The organism is Streptomyces narbonensis, assembly GCF_014649015.1.
Classification (GTDB): Bacteria; Actinomycetota; Actinomycetes; order Streptomycetales; family Streptomycetaceae; genus Streptomyces; species Streptomyces narbonensis.
The window spans coordinates 559,776-573,999 of record NZ_BMSF01000001.1 but is presented as its reverse complement, the minus strand read 5'-3'; the positions used below and the strand labels follow the sequence as shown (position 1 = coordinate 573,999).

Sequence of the window (14,224 nt, the reverse complement as noted above, 5' to 3'; positions counted from 1 at the left end):
GCGCCCGCACGGGCCGGCGGGGGCAGGGCCGTATCGCCACCGGCACGGAAAGCACGGGCCCGGAACCACACGTGAGGGAATCCAGGTGAGCAACAGGAGCAAGGGCTGGGGCATAGCCGTGGCCGCCTGCGTCGGGCTCTGGCTCGTCCAGAACGGCTCGCAGGACGTCACCCCACCCGTACCGTCCGCAGCCCAGGCGTTCGCGGCCGGGCCGAGCGTGCACACCGACGCCGCCGCCGACCCGCTGCCGCCCTCCGCCCCCGTACGGCTCCGGATCCCCGAGACCGACGTGGACACCCCGATGACGGGGCTCGGCCTGGCGGCGGACGGCTCGCTCGACGTGCCGCCCGCCGGCGACCGGAACCTCGCCGGCTGGTACGCGGACGGCATCACGCCCGGCGCCAAGGGCACGGCGATCGTCGCGGGCCACGTCGACAACGCCCAGGGGCCGGCCGTCTTCTACACGCTGGGCGCCCTGAAGAAGGGCCACCGGATCGAGGTGGACCGGCAGGACGGCCGTACCGCCGTCTTCACGGTGGACGCGGTCGAGGTGTACGCGAACAAGGACTTCCCGGACAAGAAGGTGTACGGGGAGACGGACCGCTCCGAGATCCGGGTCATCACCTGCGGCGGCGGCTTCTCGAAGAAGGAGAACGGCTACCAGGGGAACGTGGTCGCCTTCGGCCACCTCATCGGGGTGCGGTAGCGGAGTCCGTCACGCCCACTGGTCGAAGGCGAGCTTCGCGACCAGCGAGAAGACCACGACCAGCAGCACCCCGCGGACGAACTCGGCCCCCTTGCTGAGCGCCATCCGCGCCCCGATCATGGCGCCCACGAGGTTGAAGACGGCCATGACGGCCGCCAGCTGCCAGTACACGCTGCCCTGGTAGGCGAACATGGCGAGCGCGCCAGCATTGGTGCAGACGTTGACGATCTTCGCGTTGGCCGAGGCGGTCACCAGGTCCAGGTGGAGCACGGCGGTCAGCGCGAGGACGAGGAAGGTGCCGGTGCCCGGCCCGAACAGACCGTCGTAGAAGCCGATGCCGCCGCCGACGACCACGATCGCGGTCACGATCCGGGCCCGGGTCAGCGGCGCCCGGTCCTCCCCTTCGGGCTTGGCGCCGAAGGAGGGCCGCAGCATCACGAAGGCCGCCACGGCGAGCAGCACCACCATGACCACCGGGCGCAGGACGTCGTTGCTGATCCCGGAGGCGAAGAAGGCCCCGGCCATGGAGCCCACGAGGGCGGCGAGCCCGATCCGTAGTGCCGTCCGGAGCTCGACGGGCGCCTTGCGGACGTAGGTGACGGCGGCCCCGGTGGTGCCCACGATCGCGACGGCCTTGTTGGTGCCGAGGATGTGCGCGGCCGGGACGTGGGGCAGCCCGAGCAGGAAGGCGGGGAGCAGCAGCAGTCCCCCTCCGCCCACCACGGCGTCGATCCACCCCGCGACGAGCGCGGCGAGGCAGAGCAGGACGAGGGTGGTCAGCGTGATCTCGGGCATGGCCGAGAGCCTAGGGAGACGATCGTTGCCCCGTCCATCAATCCTGTGATCGTTGAGCAAGCTCTGAGCTTGCGGCCCCCGGTTCGCGGTCGGGCGCGGGCGGGGCGGATGGGGCGACGGCGGCGGTGAGCAGGGTCGCGGCGAGCGCCCCGACGCCCAGGAGGGCGGCGGCGAGGCGGCGCCGGGCCTGCTCTTCGCCGGCGGCCGTCGTGCGGCGTCCGCCGTCGGCCGCCGTTCGGCGTCCGCCGAGCGTCGTGCGGGCTCGTGCGCCGGTCGCCGTGCGGGCGCGGTGTCTAGCCATGGTCGAAGTCCTCGCTGTGGATACGGGAGGCGGGCACCCCGGCCCGGCCCAGGGAGTCGGTCGCGGCCCGGGCCATCGCGGGCGGGCCGCACAGGTACACGTCATGGGCGGCGAGGTCCGGTACGAGCTCGCGCAGGGCGCGCGGCGCGAGGGGGTCGTAGGAGCCGTCCGAGGGGCCGAGGAGGTAGTGGAGGGCGGCCCGGCGTTCGTGGGCGATGGCCTCCAGCTCCTCGCGCAGGACGAGGCCGCCCGCGTCGGAGGCCCGATAAAGGAGAGTGATGTCGCCGGGGCCGCCGGGCAGGGTCTCGAAGAGGGCGCGCAGCGGGGTGATGCCGACGCCGCCCGCGAGCAGCAGGACCTTGCGGCGGGTGCGGCGGTGGGCGGTGAGCGCGCCGAAGGGGCCGGAGGCGAGGACCCGCGTCCCGGGGCGCAGGCGCCGGATCCGGCGGGTGTGGTCGCCGAGCGCCTTGACGGTGATCCGCAGGGTGTCGTCGCGGACGGGCGCGGAGAGGGAGAAGGGCAGGGCCGTCGCCCAGAGCCCGCGCCGGAGGAAGCGCCAGCGGAAGAACTGGCCGGGTTCGGCGCGCAGCCGGGCCACTCCCCTGCCCTGGACGAGGACGGAGACGACCCCGGGGCCCTCGTCGCGGACCTCGGCGACCCGCAGCTCGTGCCGGAGGGCGGCGCGGACGGGGACGACGATCCGGTACCAGACGAGGAGGACGCCGACGGTCGCGTGGGCCATCGACCAGAGCCAGACGGTGAGGAGGCTCCCGGCGACGTCGGGGCCCGCGAGTTGGTGGACGAAGCCGAGCGCTGCGGCGAGGAGGCCGCTCAGGTGGACGGCCCGCCAGGTCTCGTGCCGGACGCGGCGGCGGACGGACCGGGCCGAGGTGACGCCGATGGCGGCGAGGAGGGCGGTGCCGGCGGTGGCGGCGGCGATCGCCCCGTAGGAGAGGAGGTCCCCGGTGGCGGTGACGAGGTCCGTGTGGGTGTGCACGGCGTACCCGCAGAGCGCGAGGAGGGCGTGGGCGGCGATGAGACCGAGGACGTGACGGCCGCCGAGGGAGTGCCAGCGGGCGAGCCGGTCGGCGCCGACGCCGTGCTCGACGGCCGGGACGCGGGCCATGAGCAGGAGGAGGACGAGGACGCCATAGCCGGCGAGGAGCCCGGTGAGGTGGGCGCCGGTCGCGAAGAGGGCGTCGAGGCGGGCGGAGGGCCGGGCCTGGAGGCCCCAGAGGAGCGCGACCGCTCCGGCCCCGGCGACGATCCCGGTCCGCAGCCGCTCGGGGGCGAGCCGGAGGGCGGGGACGGGAGCGGGGACGCGCACGCGCTCCGACCGGGTGGGCGCGGGGACGCGCGCTGGCTCCGACCGGGTGGGCGCGGGGACGCGCACGCGCTCCGACGGGACGGGAGCGGGGACGGGAGCGGGAACGGGCGCGCGTGCGCCCGGTGCCCGCGGAGCGGCCGGAGGGGTGGGGGCCGGCTGGTCGGGGAGCGGCACGTAGAGAGGGTGGTGGCGGGCCTCGGTGGTCACATCCGGCACCCTAGGTCCGCCCGTATACGGGAATCCGCGGCTCGGCCCCGTCCCCCGGATCCTTAAGGCGGGCTTGAGCCGAGGCTCACTGCGGGTTAATCCCGCCGGGCCCTCACAGTGCCCGGGACCGGGGGCGGAGATCAGCGTTCCGTACGGGAAACAGCCGGGATGCCGCCGGGTAACACCGGCCGCGCACGCTTCCCGTTATGAGTACACGGATCGTGGTGGTCGGGGGCGGAACGGCGGGCGCCCGACTCGCCCAGCGCCTGCCCGTCACCCTCCTCGGCGAGGAGTCGCACGCCCCGTACAACCGGGTGCTGCTCGCCGACGTCCTCGCCGGGCGGTACGCCCCCGAGGTCACCGCCGTGCCCGGGACCCGGGAGCCGGCACGGCTCGGGGTGCGGGCGGTGCGGATCGACCGGGCGGCGCGGACGGTGGAGTGCGCGGACGGCTCCCTCGTCGGCTACGACCGGCTGGTCCTGGCGACGGGCTCCAACCCGGTGCTGCCGCCGCTGCGCGGACTGCGCGGGGCGCTGCCGGCGGGCGTCCACCCCTTCCGTACACTCGACGACTGCCTGGAGCTGCGCTCCGTCGTCCGGCCCGGAGTGCGGGCGGTGGTCATCGGCGGCGGCCTCCTCGGCGTCTCGGCGGCCCGGGCGCTCGCGGCGCTGGGCGCGGAGGTCGTACTGACCCAGCAGGGCGAGCGCCTGATGGAGCGCCAGCTGGACGTCCAGGCCTCGGCCCTGCTGCGCGAGCACGTGGAGTCCCTCGGCGTCGAGGTGCACACGGAGTGCCGGGTGAGCGGTCTGCGGCAGCGTGACGGGGCGGTGACGGCGGTCGAACTGGCCGACGGCTTCGTCCTCGACGCCCAGGTCGTGGTCCTGGCCTGCGGGGTCCGGCCCCGGGTCGCCCTCGCCCGCGAGGCGGGGCTCGACATCGCCACCGGCATCGTCGTCGACGACGAACTCCGCACCTCCGACCCGTACATCCACGCGATCGGCGACTGCGCGGAGCACGGCGGCCGGGTGTACGGCCTGGCGGGCCCGGCGCTGGAACAGGCCGACGTCCTGGCGGACCTGCTGCTGTCGGAGACGGCCACGGCAGGTGCCCCCGCCCCGACGGACTCCGGACCCCGCTACACCGGCACCCGCGCCCTCACCCGTCTCACCCTCGGCGGCGCGCAGCCGCTCGACCTCGCCGCCTTCGGCGAGGCGACCGCCCGGCCGGGCGACGACGTCGTCCAGCTGACCGACGCGACCCGAGGCGCCTACCGCAAGGTCGTCGTCCGCGGTGACCGGCTCGTCGGGGGCGTCCTCCTCGGCGACCTGGCCGCGGTCGGCGCGCTCGCCCGGGCCTGGGAGGGCGACGAAGCCCTCCCGGAGGCCCCCCTGCTGCACCTGCTCACCCACGACGGAGGCTCCTGACATGAGCGCTGACATGACGACCGCGTCCACCCCCACGATCGTCCTGGTCGGCCACGGAATGGTCGGCCAGCGCTTCCTGGAGGCGCTCGCCGACCGTGGCGTCACCGAGCGGGCCCGCGTCGTGGTTCTCTGCGAGGAGCCGCGCCCGGCCTACGACCGCGTCCAGCTGACCTCGTACTTCTCCGGCAAGACCCCGGACGACCTGTCGATGGTCGAGGCCGGCTTCATGGAGAAGCACGGCATCGAGCTGTACGTGGGCGACGCGGCGGAGTCGGTGGACCGGGCGGCCCGCACGGTCACCGCCCGTTCCGGGCAGGTCTTCGCGTACGACACGCTCGTCCTCGCCACCGGCTCGTACCCCTTCGTCCCGCCGGTCCCCGGCAAGGACGCCCGCGGCTGCTTCGTCTACCGCACGATCGAGGACCTCCTGGCGATCGAGGAGTACGCGAAGACGGCGACGACCGGCGCGGTCGTCGGCGGCGGACTGCTCGGCCTGGAGGCGGCCGGCGCGCTCAAGGGGCTCGGACTCGAGACGCACGTGGTGGAGTTCGCGCCGCGCCTGATGCCGGTGCAGGTCGACGAGGGCGGCGGCACCGCGCTGCTGCGCACGATCGAGCGGATGGGCCTGAGCGTCCACACGGGGACGGGCACCCAGGAGGTCGTGACGACCGACGGCGCCGTGACCGGAATGAAGCTCTCGGACGGCTCCGAACTGGCCACGGACATGGTCGTCTTCTCGGCGGGCGTACGGCCCCGGGACCAGCTGGCCCGCGACTGCGGCCTCGACGTCGGCGAGCGCGGCGGCATCGCGGTCGACGAGCTGTGCCGCACGTCCGACCCTGCGGTCTTCGCGATCGGCGAGTGCGCGCTCGCCTCGGACGGCCGGGTGTACGGCCTGGTGGCGCCGGGCTACGAGATGGCGCAGACGGTGGCGGCGGCGATCGCCGACGAGGCCGGCGAAGGCGACGGCTTCACCGGTGCCGACATGTCGACCAAGCTGAAGCTCCTCGGCGTGGACGTGGCCTCCTTCGGCGACGCGCACGGCACGACCGAGGGCTGCCTCGACGTCGTCTACTCCGACTCCCGCTCGGGCGTCTACAAGAAGCTGGTGATCGACGGCGAGGGCCGCCTCCTCGGCGGCGTCCTGGTCGGCGACGCCGAGCAGTACGGCCTCCTCCGGCCGCTGACCGGCACCGTACCGCCCGTCTCCGCCGAGCAGTTGGTGCTCCCGGCGGGCGCCGGCGCGCCGGTGGCGCTCGGTCCCTCGGCGCTGCCGGACGACGCGGTCATCTGCTCCTGTCACAACGTCACGAAGCACGCGATCGGCCAGTGCGAATCGCTCGCCGAGGTCAAGAAGTGCACCAAGGCCGGTACGGGTTGCGGCAGTTGCGTGAAGGTGATCGAGAAGCTGCTGCCGGCCCCCACCGACAAGGGCCTGTGCCGCGACTTCTCGTACACCCGCAGCGAGCTGTACGAGGTCGCCCGCACGCTCCGGATCACCTCCTTCGCCGCGCTGCTCGACTCGCACGGCCGGGACGAGGCGAAGGGCGGGGAGGGCTGCGAGGTCTGCAAGCCGACCGTCGGGTCCATCCTGGCCTCCCTCAACAACGGCTACATCCTCGACGGCGAGCAGGCCTCCCTCCAGGACACCAACGACCACTTCCTCGCCAACCTGCAGCGCAACGGCTCGTACTCGGTCGTGCCCCGCATCCCCGGCGGCGAGATCACCCCGGACGGGCTGATCGTGATCGGCGAGGTGGCCCGGGACTTCGGGCTCTACACGAAGATCACGGGCGGTCAGCGGATCGACATGTTCGGCGCCCGGGTCGAGCAGCTGCCGGCGATCTGGACCCGGCTCGTCGACGCCGGCTTCGAGTCGGGGCACGCCTACGGCAAGTCGCTGCGCACCGTGAAGTCCTGTGTGGGGCAGACCTGGTGCCGCTACGGCGTGCAGGACTCGGTGAAGATGGCGATCCAGCTGGAGCTGCGCTACCGGGGTCTGCGCTCCCCGCACAAGCTCAAGTCGGCGGTCTCGGGCTGCGCCCGTGAGTGCGCGGAGGCCCAGTCGAAGGACTTCGGGATCATCGCGACGGCGAACGGCTGGAACCTGTACGTCGGCGGGAACGGCGGCGCGACCCCGCGCCACGCGGACCTGCTCGCGCAGGACCTCTCGGACGCCGAACTCGTCCGGCTGATCGACCGGTTCCTGATGTTCTACATCCGGACGGCGGACCGCCTGGAGCGGACGTCGACCTGGCTGGAGCGCCTGGAGGGCGGGCTCGACCACCTCAAGGACGTGGTGGTGCACGACTCGCTCGGCCTGTGCGACGAGCTGGAGTCGCTGATGGCGGCCCACGTCGCGGACTACCAGGACGAATGGGCGCAGACGCTGGACGACCCGGACCGGCTGCGGCGCTTCGTCTCCTTCGTGAACGCGCCGGAGGCACCGGACCCGTCGGTGCGGTTCATGCCGGAGCGCGACCAGATCAAGCCGGACCTGACGATCCTCACGATCGGCACCCTGGAAGGAGCCACCTCCCGATGACGACGACTCTCGAACTCTCCCCCGCCGCGGATTCCTGGATGACGGTCTGCGAGGAGTCCCGGCTGACACCGGGCCGGGGCGTGGCGGCGCTGCTGCCCGACGGCCGGCAGGCGGCGGTCTTCCGGGACCGGGCCGGGCGGACGTACGCGATCGACAACCGCGACCCGTTCACGGGGGCGCAGGTGCTGTCCCGTGGGCTGGTCGGCTCGGTGGACGGGCGGCCGTTCGTGGCCTCACCGCTCCTGAAGCAGCGCTTCGACCTGGAGACGGGCCGCTGCCTGGACGACGACGAGGTCGCGGTGGCGGTCTATCCCCTCCGCTCCATCTAGCTTGACCGATCGTTCCAGAAAGACGTACTGTCGCCCTGTGGCCAGGACCAAGGAATTCGATCCCGACGCCGCGCTCCAGGCCGCTCTCGACCTGTTCTGGGCGCGGGGCTACGAGGCGACGACGATGTCGGACCTCGTGGAGCACCTCGGCGTCGGCCGGGCCAGCATCTACGCGACCTTCGGCAACAAGCACGAGCTGTACATGAAGGCGATGGACCGCTACCTGGAGACCCGGGACCCGGCGCTCGTCGAGGAGCTGTCCACGCCGGGTCCGGCACTGCCGGCCGTGCGGGCGCTCGTCCGCCGCTTCGCCGCCGAGGCGGCGACGGAGGGCGAGCGGCTGAACGGCTGCTTCGTCACCAACTCGGCGACGGAGCTGGCCCCTCACGACACGGCCGTCGCCCGCAGGGTCGAGCTCAGCTGGGAGCAGATCGAGACGCTCCTGTACGGGGCGCTCACCCGGGCCCGCGCCGGGGGCGAGCTCCCGGCGGACCGGGACCCGCGGGCCCTGGCCCGGATGCTGCTGGTCCTGCTCCAGGGGATCAGGGTGGTCGGCAAGGCCTCGACGGACCCGGGCAGGGTCCTGGACGCGGCGGAGCAGGCACTGGCACTGCTGGACTGAGGACCCGGGAAAGGGTGCCCACGGGGGCACCCTTTTGTTCGGATCTCTTATTGGAATGTACGGTCAGGTATAGGGGGGACTCCAGTGACATCGCCATCGACAGCGACAGCGACAGCGACAGCGACAGCGACAGCGACAGCGACGGTTCCACGGGCCGCAGGGGCGCCGACGGCCGGAGCGGAACCGACACCCGGCGTGCGGTCACGGAGCGGGTTCCTCCTGCTCGGCTGCGTACAGATGACGCTCATCTTCACGCTCGCCGCCCTCGCCGTCCCCCTCCCCCGCATCGGCGCCGAGTTCCGGCTCGACCGCGCCGACCTGATCCTGCTGAGCGCCGCCTACGGCCTGACCTTCGCCGGGCTGCTCCTGCTCGGCGGCCGGCTCGCCGACCGCTTCGGCGGACGCCGGACCCTCACCGCCGGACTCCTGGTCTTCGGCGCCGCCTCCGCCCTGGCACCCCTCGCCCCCGGGTACGAGGCGCTGCTCGCCGCCCGCTTCGGGCAGGGCGTCGGCGCGGCGCTCGTCGCCCCGGCCGCGATGGCCGTGCTCCGGGCACTGTTCCCCGCACCGGCCACGTACGGCAGGGCGATGGCCACCTGGGGCGGGCTCTCCGTCCTCGGCGCGACCGCCGGGAACCTGCTCTCGGGCGTGATCGCGGCCGCCTCCTCCTGGCGCGGCACCTTCGCCGTACCGGTCGCCGTGGCCCTCGCCGCACTGCTCCTCGCACCCCGGCTGCTGCCCGCGACCCCGCCCGGCGCGGACCGGTCCCTCGACCTGCCCGGCGCGCTCCTCGCGACCGCCGGCATCACGCTCGCCAGCTCCGGGCTCGTCCTCGCCGACGCCCACCCCTGGGACTCCGCCCCGGTCCTCGTCCCGCTGCTCACCGGCCTCGCCCTCCTCGCCGCCTTCACGGCCGTGGAGCGGCGGACGGCCGACCCGCTGCTGCCGCCGGACTTCCTGCGCGACGGCCGCCGCCTCCTGGGTCTCGCGGCGATCGGGCTCACGGCCGCCGGGACGGCGTCGGTCTTCATCCTGCTGTCCCTCGCCCTCCAGGAAGGAAGCGGCTGGTCCGCGCTCCTCACCTCCGCCGCCTTCGTGCCCTTCGCGGTCGCCCTCCTCGCCTCGGGCCGCCTCGCCGGCCCGCTGATCGGGCGGTACGGCGCCGCCCGGGTGACCGGCGCCGGGCTCGCCACGGCCGCCGCCGGGCTCGGGCTGCTCGCCGCGACCGGCTTCGACAGCTCCGTCCCGTACGTGTACGGACTGCTGCCCGGCCTCCTGCTGCTGCCGGCCGGTGGCGCCCTGTCCTTCGCGGGCGCCGCCGTCCTCGCCACCGACGGCATCCCTGCGCACCGCGCGGGGCTCGCGGGCGGCGTCCTGAACACGGCGATGGAGCTCGGGCCGACCGTGCTCTTCGCCGCACTGCTCACCTTCGGCGGCGACGCGGTGTCGCTGGCGGCCTCGGCCGCCCTGTTCGCCGCCCTGGCCGTCGCCCTCGCGACCACCACGATCCGCACCAAGTAGAAGCATTCACAGGGGAGTCGACACACATGTCCGCAACATCCGTAACCTCCGAGCGCTTCGCCGGCCACACCGCCCTCGTCACCGGCGCCGGCTCCGGGCTCGGCCGGGTCATCGCGCTCGCCTTCGCCGCCGAGGGCGCGAAGGTCGTCGTCGCCGGCCGGACCCCCGGGCCGCTCGACGAGACGGTCGCCCTGATCGAGGCCGCCGGAGGCACCGCGGCCGCCGTGCCGGCCGACGTGTCCGACGCCGAGTCCACGCGGGAGCTGGTCCGCCGCTCGGTCGAGCTCTTCGGGGGTCTCGACGTCGCCGTCAACAACGCCGGGGTCTTCCGGGGCGGCCACAGCGCGGCCGACTTCCCCCTGGAGGACTGGCACACGCTGCTCGACATCAACGTGACGGGCGTGCTCCACGCCCTCCAGGCCGAGGTGGCGCACATGCGGGCACACGGCGGCGGGGCGATCGTGAACGTCTCGTCCAACCTGGGCCCGCACGTCCGGATCCCCGGAGTCTTCGGCTACCAGGTCTCGAAGGCGGCCGTCTCGGCCCTGACCCGGGCCGCGGCCCTGGACCATATCGCCGACGGGGTCCGGATCAACGCGGTCAGCCCGGGCGCCTCGGAGTCCTCGATGTCGCTGCTGCCCGGCGAGACCGAGGCCGAGCGGGAGGTCCGGATGAAGGAGCAGTCGCCGCTGGGCCGGATCTCGTCGGCCGCCGAGGTCGCGGCGGCCGTCCTGTACCTCGCCTCGGACGCGGCGGGCTCCGCCGTCGGCACCGACCTGGTGATCGACGGCGGGGTCTCCGCCTGACGTGCTGCCGCGCGGGGCTCAGCCCTGGGCCGCCGCCGGGTCCATCCAGAAGACCTCCCAGTGGTGGCCGTCCGGGTCGGCGAAGGAGCGGCCGTACATGAAGCCCATGTCCATCGGCTCCTTCGCCGGGGAGCCGCCGGCGGCGAGGGCCGCGTCGGCCAGCTCGTCGGCCTTCGCGCGGCTCTCGGCGCTCAGCGTGATGAGCACCTCGGTGGTCTTCGTGGCGTCGGAGATCGTCTTGCCCGGGGCGGTGAAGCTCCTGAACTTCTCCTCGGTGAGCAGCATGGCGAAGATCGTGTCGCTGATGACGACGCAGGCCGCGGTCTCGTCGGTGAAGTTCGGGTTGATGGAGTAGCCGATCTTCTCGTAGAAGGCCTTGCTGGCGTCGAGGTCCTTCACGGGCAGGTTGACGAAGATCATCTGCGGGGCCATGACGTGCTCTCTTCCATCGGGCGGCCGGGGTGCTCGGTGCGTTCCGGCGCTGTCGAGAGGTAAGACGGGCGTCCCGCCCGGAACTCATCGCTCTCCCGGGAAATTCTCCGAAGGTTTCTCCGGTCAGGCCACCGAGCGCAGCTCGAACGCCGCCAAGGGGACGAATCCCCCGCTGCCTCCGCCCTCGGTCGCCGCGTCCGGCCCGGCCAGCCGCCGCAGCATCGCGACGGCGATCCGCTCGCCCTGCGCCTTGGCCCGCTCGGCCCTCGGGCCCTGGTGGAGGCCGTCGACGGTGGCGCGCCAGAGCTGTGTCCAGCGCCCGAAGTGAGCGGCGGTGAGCGGGCGCGCGGAGTGGAGCGCGGCGTGCGGCGCGAAGGCGTCCCGCCCGTAGTCGGCGGTACGGAAGAGGGCGCGCTCCCAGAAGTCGGTGATCCGCGGCAGGTGGACCTCCAGGTCCGTGCCGGCGATCTCGGTGAAGAAGGGCCCGATCAGCGGGTCCGCGAAGGCGGCCGTGTAGAAGCGGCGCAGGATGACGTCGAGGTCGTCGCGGTCGCTGATGTCCCGGGTGGTGGAGCGCATGCCTCCCAGTCTGCCCGCCCGGCCCCCGTTCCCCCAGTGCCGAACGTCCCGGGCACCCCGTACTCCCCTCACGCCCCCGCCCTCCCTCGGCGCGGCCCTTCGCCCCGTCCCCGCCTCTTCCACGTCATCGCTCGTTGATGCACCGTCAACGCGGGACTCCTAGGTTCCGGAAGCGCGCGACCCCGCCGCCGACCGGCGCGGGGCGGTTCATCACCCTCTTCAGGAGTGAGACGTGGAGCGACGCAGTTTCCTGCGTGGAGCGGTCATCGGCACCTCCGCCGCCGCCTTCGGCGGCAGCCTCTGGCACGGGGCGGCCTTCGCCGCCCCCGCCCAGCCCGGCGCCGGCCCCTACGGGGCGCTCGGCGCGGCGGACTCGAACGGCATCCTGCTGCCGGCCGGGTTCACCAGCCGGGTGATCGCCCGGTCCGGCCAGACCGTGACCGGCACCTCCTACACCTGGCACAACGCCCCCGACGGCGGCGCCTGCTTCGTCGACGGCACCGGCTGGATCTATGTCTCGAACTCGGAGATCAACCCGAGCGGCGGCGCGAGCGCGGTGAAGTTCAACTCCGCGGGCACGATCACCGGCGCGTACCGGATCCTCTCCAACACCCGGCAGAACTGCGCGGGCGGCGCCACCCCGTGGAACACCTGGCTCTCCTGCGAGGAGGTGTCCCTCGGCTACGTCTACGAGACGAACCCGTGGGGCGGCACCGCCACCCGCCGGGACGCGATGGGCCGGTTCAAGCACGAGGCCGCCGCGGCCGACCCGGTCCGCCAGGCGATCTACCTGACCGAGGACGAGTCGGACGGCTGCTTCTACCGCTTCCTCCCGACGACCTGGGGCAACCTCTCCTCCGGCACCCTCCAGGTCTTCAAGGCGGGCACCGCCACCTCCGGCACCTTCACCTGGCAGAACGTGCCGGACCCGGACGGCTCGCCGACCACCACCCGCAACCAGGTCTCCGGCGCCAAGCGCTTCAACGGCGGCGAGGGCTGCTACTACGCGGACGACACCGTCTGGTTCACCACCAAGGGCGACAACCGCGTCTGGCAGGTGAACCTCGCCGCCGGCACCTACGAGCTGGCCTACGACGACTCGCTCGTCTCCGGCGGCGGCGCCCCGCTGACCGGCGTCGACAACATCACCGGCACGTCCTCCGGCGACCTGTTCGTCGCCGAGGACGGCGGCAACATGGAGATCTGCGTCATCACCCCGGACGACGTCGTCGCGCCGTTCCTCCGGATCACCGGCCAGTCGAGCTCCGAGATCACCGGACCGGCCTTCTCCCCCGACGGCTCGCGCCTGTACTTCTCCAGCCAGCGGGGCACGAGCGGCAGCTCCTCGGGCGGTATCACCTACGAGGTGACCGGCCCGTTCCGCGCGTAGCACCGCAGGTCCACCGTGGTCCGTTGGGCGCCGCCGAGCAGGGCGGCGCCCAACGGCGTCAGGGTGTGCAGGACCGCGTTCCCGTGGCGCAGGGTCGCGATGAGCCCGGCCTCCCGGAGCACGCCCGCGTGCTGGCTGGCGGAGGCGAGCGAGACCCCCGCGCGGCGCGCGAGCTCGCTCGTCGTGCCGCCGTCCCCGATGGCGTGCAGGACCGTCGAGCGGGTCTGGCCGACCAGCTTGGCGAGCGAGGAGCCGCCCGGCTCGCGGACGGTCGGCGCCTCGCCGTGGGTGACGGGGTAGACGAGGACCGGCGGCAGCGCGGGGTCGCGCAGCACCACCGGTGTCCCCCGGCAGAAGTACGAGGGCTGGAGCAGCAGCCCCCGCCCGTCGAGGTGGACGTCCCGGTCGACCGGGTAGTCGGCCTCCAGGACGGGTGCGCGCCAGCGCAGCATCGGCGGCAGCGAGGCGAGCAGTTCGTCGGCGCCGCCGTCGAGCAGGGCCCGGCCGCGGCGCGCCCTGTCGGCCTCGACGCGGGCGCGGATGTGCGGCCAGTACGGCTCGATCGCGGCCCGGTGGTAGCTGCGCAGGGCCCCCACGAGCCGGTCGAAGGGCTCCGCGCCGCCGTCGGCGAGGGCGCGCAGCGAGTGGGGCACGGTCCGGGCCCCGGAGCGGTCGGCGGCGAGCAGGGAGAGCTCGCCGCGGAGCCGGCCCGAGTCGGTCGCACGGATCGCCTGGAGGCCCTCGTCGAGGCCGTGGACGCCTTCGGCGGGCGTCAGGAAGTCGGGAAAATAGCCGCGGCTGGGAACGAGCGCGGCCAGGAGCCGGGTCTCACCCCCGAGCCGTGTCCGGGCCGCCGTACGCCATTCCCGGTAGACGACCGATCCGCGCCGGTCCCTTAAGCGGTGAAAGCTGAGAATGGTTTCCCATAGAACATCCGGCCGGGCGGCCGTCCGCACCCCCGCCAAGTCGTTTCCGGTGAAATGAATCCGCAGCATGACGTCCCCACCTGTGCACTCGCAACCACCCCCGACGACGAGTATGCACAGCATCACAGCACGTTACCAGGGTGTTTCAGCCACAGTTGAAAAGCATCGCGGCAATCAGGGAGGAAACGAAAAGCTGTGCGGGTCGGGCAGGAAACCTTCAGGACCGAGGTGACGTGGCGAAGACCGTGGGGGGCTTTGCGCGTCCGGCGGCGGTCGGCGAGGTTGCGGCTCACCTGCCCGACATCGGTAAAGGG

General features: G+C 73.4%; 14 protein-coding genes. 8 read left to right on the top strand and 6 right to left on the bottom strand.

All coding sequences use genetic code 11. The annotated features are described in order from the left end of the window. The first annotated feature begins 85 nt into the window (after nucleotides 1-85). The gene (locus IE124_RS02480; RefSeq protein WP_189504281.1) at nucleotides 86-706 is read left to right on the top strand and encodes a class F sortase; all 621 of its coding nucleotides are present in this window, start codon (nucleotides 86-88) and stop codon (nucleotides 704-706) included. 9 nt (nucleotides 707-715) lie between these two features. On the opposite strand, the gene IE124_RS02475 is transcribed toward IE124_RS02480, so the two are convergent. Genes IE124_RS02475 through IE124_RS02465 form a run of 3 tightly spaced genes read right to left on the bottom strand, consistent with a single transcriptional unit; the run spans nucleotide 716 to nucleotide 3,129 of the window. Further along, a complete protein-coding gene (locus IE124_RS02475) occupies nucleotides 716-1,501 on the bottom strand; it encodes a TSUP family transporter (protein WP_189504279.1) in 786 nt (261 codons plus the stop codon). Nucleotides 1,502-1,538: 37 nt separating this feature from the next. Then, the gene (locus tag IE124_RS02470) at nucleotides 1,539-1,802 is read right to left on the bottom strand and encodes a hypothetical protein (protein WP_189504277.1); all 264 of its coding nucleotides are present in this window, start codon (nucleotides 1,800-1,802) and stop codon (nucleotides 1,539-1,541) included. After that, nucleotides 1,795-3,129 carry a ferredoxin reductase family protein gene (locus tag IE124_RS02465; RefSeq protein ID WP_189504745.1) on the bottom strand — a complete coding sequence of 445 codons (1,335 nt, stop codon included), beginning with the start codon at nucleotides 3,127-3,129 and terminating at the stop codon, nucleotides 1,795-1,797. The genes IE124_RS02470 and IE124_RS02465 overlap by 8 nt, the downstream gene beginning before the upstream one ends. A 413-nt stretch (nucleotides 3,130-3,542) precedes the next feature. Here IE124_RS02465 and IE124_RS02460 point away from each other — a divergent pair, with 413 nt between their 5' ends. The 6 genes from IE124_RS02460 to IE124_RS02435 all read left to right on the top strand — a co-directional run bounded on the left by IE124_RS02460 (nucleotide 3,543) and on the right by IE124_RS02435 (nucleotide 10,583). Beyond that, nucleotides 3,543-4,760: an NAD(P)/FAD-dependent oxidoreductase gene (locus IE124_RS02460; protein WP_189504275.1), complete on the top strand. Its 1,218-nt coding sequence runs from the start codon at nucleotides 3,543-3,545 to the stop codon at nucleotides 4,758-4,760. Nucleotide 4,761: 1 nt separating this feature from the next. Beyond that, complete coding sequence (nirB, locus tag IE124_RS02455; protein WP_229832033.1) at nucleotides 4,762-7,305, top strand: nitrite reductase large subunit NirB; 2,544 nt, start codon at nucleotides 4,762-4,764, stop codon at nucleotides 7,303-7,305. Then, the gene (gene nirD, locus IE124_RS02450) at nucleotides 7,302-7,634 is read left to right on the top strand and encodes a nitrite reductase small subunit NirD (RefSeq protein ID WP_189504273.1); all 333 of its coding nucleotides are present in this window, start codon (nucleotides 7,302-7,304) and stop codon (nucleotides 7,632-7,634) included. The genes nirB and nirD overlap by 4 nt, the downstream gene beginning before the upstream one ends. Nucleotides 7,635-7,671: 37 nt before the next feature. Next, a complete protein-coding gene (locus IE124_RS02445) occupies nucleotides 7,672-8,256 on the top strand; it encodes a TetR/AcrR family transcriptional regulator (RefSeq protein ID WP_189504271.1) in 585 nt (194 codons plus the stop codon). 237 nt (nucleotides 8,257-8,493) lie between these two features. Beyond that, nucleotides 8,494-9,777 carry an MFS transporter gene (locus IE124_RS02440; protein ID WP_189504269.1) on the top strand — a complete coding sequence of 428 codons (1,284 nt, stop codon included), beginning with the start codon at nucleotides 8,494-8,496 and terminating at the stop codon, nucleotides 9,775-9,777. A gap of 26 nt (nucleotides 9,778-9,803) precedes the next feature. Continuing rightward, a complete protein-coding gene (locus IE124_RS02435; protein ID WP_189504266.1) occupies nucleotides 9,804-10,583 on the top strand; it encodes an SDR family NAD(P)-dependent oxidoreductase in 780 nt (259 codons plus the stop codon). An 18-nt stretch (nucleotides 10,584-10,601) separates the two neighbouring features. On the opposite strand, the gene IE124_RS02430 is transcribed toward IE124_RS02435, so the two are convergent. Next, nucleotides 10,602-11,015 (bottom strand): VOC family protein, encoded by a 414-nt coding sequence (locus IE124_RS02430; protein ID WP_189504263.1) that lies wholly within the window; start codon nucleotides 11,013-11,015, stop codon nucleotides 10,602-10,604. A gap of 123 nt (nucleotides 11,016-11,138) precedes the next feature. Continuing rightward, complete coding sequence (locus IE124_RS02425; protein ID WP_189504261.1) at nucleotides 11,139-11,594, bottom strand: group III truncated hemoglobin; 456 nt, start codon at nucleotides 11,592-11,594, stop codon at nucleotides 11,139-11,141. A gap of 232 nt (nucleotides 11,595-11,826) precedes the next feature. Here IE124_RS02425 and IE124_RS02420 point away from each other — a divergent pair, with 232 nt between their 5' ends. Next, nucleotides 11,827-12,984 (top strand): alkaline phosphatase PhoX, encoded by a 1,158-nt coding sequence (locus IE124_RS02420; protein WP_189504259.1) that lies wholly within the window; start codon nucleotides 11,827-11,829, stop codon nucleotides 12,982-12,984. On the opposite strand, the gene IE124_RS02415 is transcribed toward IE124_RS02420, so the two are convergent. After that, complete coding sequence (locus IE124_RS02415) at nucleotides 12,954-13,979, bottom strand: ArsR/SmtB family transcription factor (RefSeq protein WP_189504257.1); 1,026 nt, start codon at nucleotides 13,977-13,979, stop codon at nucleotides 12,954-12,956. The two genes, IE124_RS02420 and IE124_RS02415, sit on opposite strands and share 31 nt — an antisense overlap. Nucleotides 13,980-14,224: the final 245 nt, after the last annotated feature.

Excerpts from the sequence above, each read along its gene's own strand:
- IE124_RS02475 (WP_189504279.1), bottom strand. The coding sequence starts at position 1,501 with ATGCCCGAGATCACGCTGACCACCCTCGTCCTGCTCTGCCTCGCCGCG.
- IE124_RS02470 (WP_189504277.1), bottom strand. The coding sequence starts at position 1,802 with ATGGCTAGACACCGCGCCCGCACGGCGACCGGCGCACGAGCCCGCACG.
- IE124_RS02460 (WP_189504275.1), top strand. The coding sequence starts at position 3,543 with ATGAGTACACGGATCGTGGTGGTCGGGGGCGGAACGGCGGGCGCCCGA.
- nirB (WP_229832033.1), top strand. The coding sequence starts at position 4,762 with ATGAGCGCTGACATGACGACCGCGTCCACCCCCACGATCGTCCTGGTC.
- nirD (WP_189504273.1), top strand. The coding sequence starts at position 7,302 with ATGACGACGACTCTCGAACTCTCCCCCGCCGCGGATTCCTGGATGACG.
- IE124_RS02440 (WP_189504269.1), top strand. The coding sequence starts at position 8,494 with ATGACGCTCATCTTCACGCTCGCCGCCCTCGCCGTCCCCCTCCCCCGC.
- IE124_RS02435 (WP_189504266.1), top strand. The coding sequence starts at position 9,804 with ATGTCCGCAACATCCGTAACCTCCGAGCGCTTCGCCGGCCACACCGCC.
- IE124_RS02430 (WP_189504263.1), bottom strand. The coding sequence starts at position 11,015 with ATGGCCCCGCAGATGATCTTCGTCAACCTGCCCGTGAAGGACCTCGAC.
- IE124_RS02425 (WP_189504261.1), bottom strand. The coding sequence starts at position 11,594 with ATGCGCTCCACCACCCGGGACATCAGCGACCGCGACGACCTCGACGTC.
- IE124_RS02415 (WP_189504257.1), bottom strand. The coding sequence starts at position 13,979 with ATGCTGCGGATTCATTTCACCGGAAACGACTTGGCGGGGGTGCGGACG.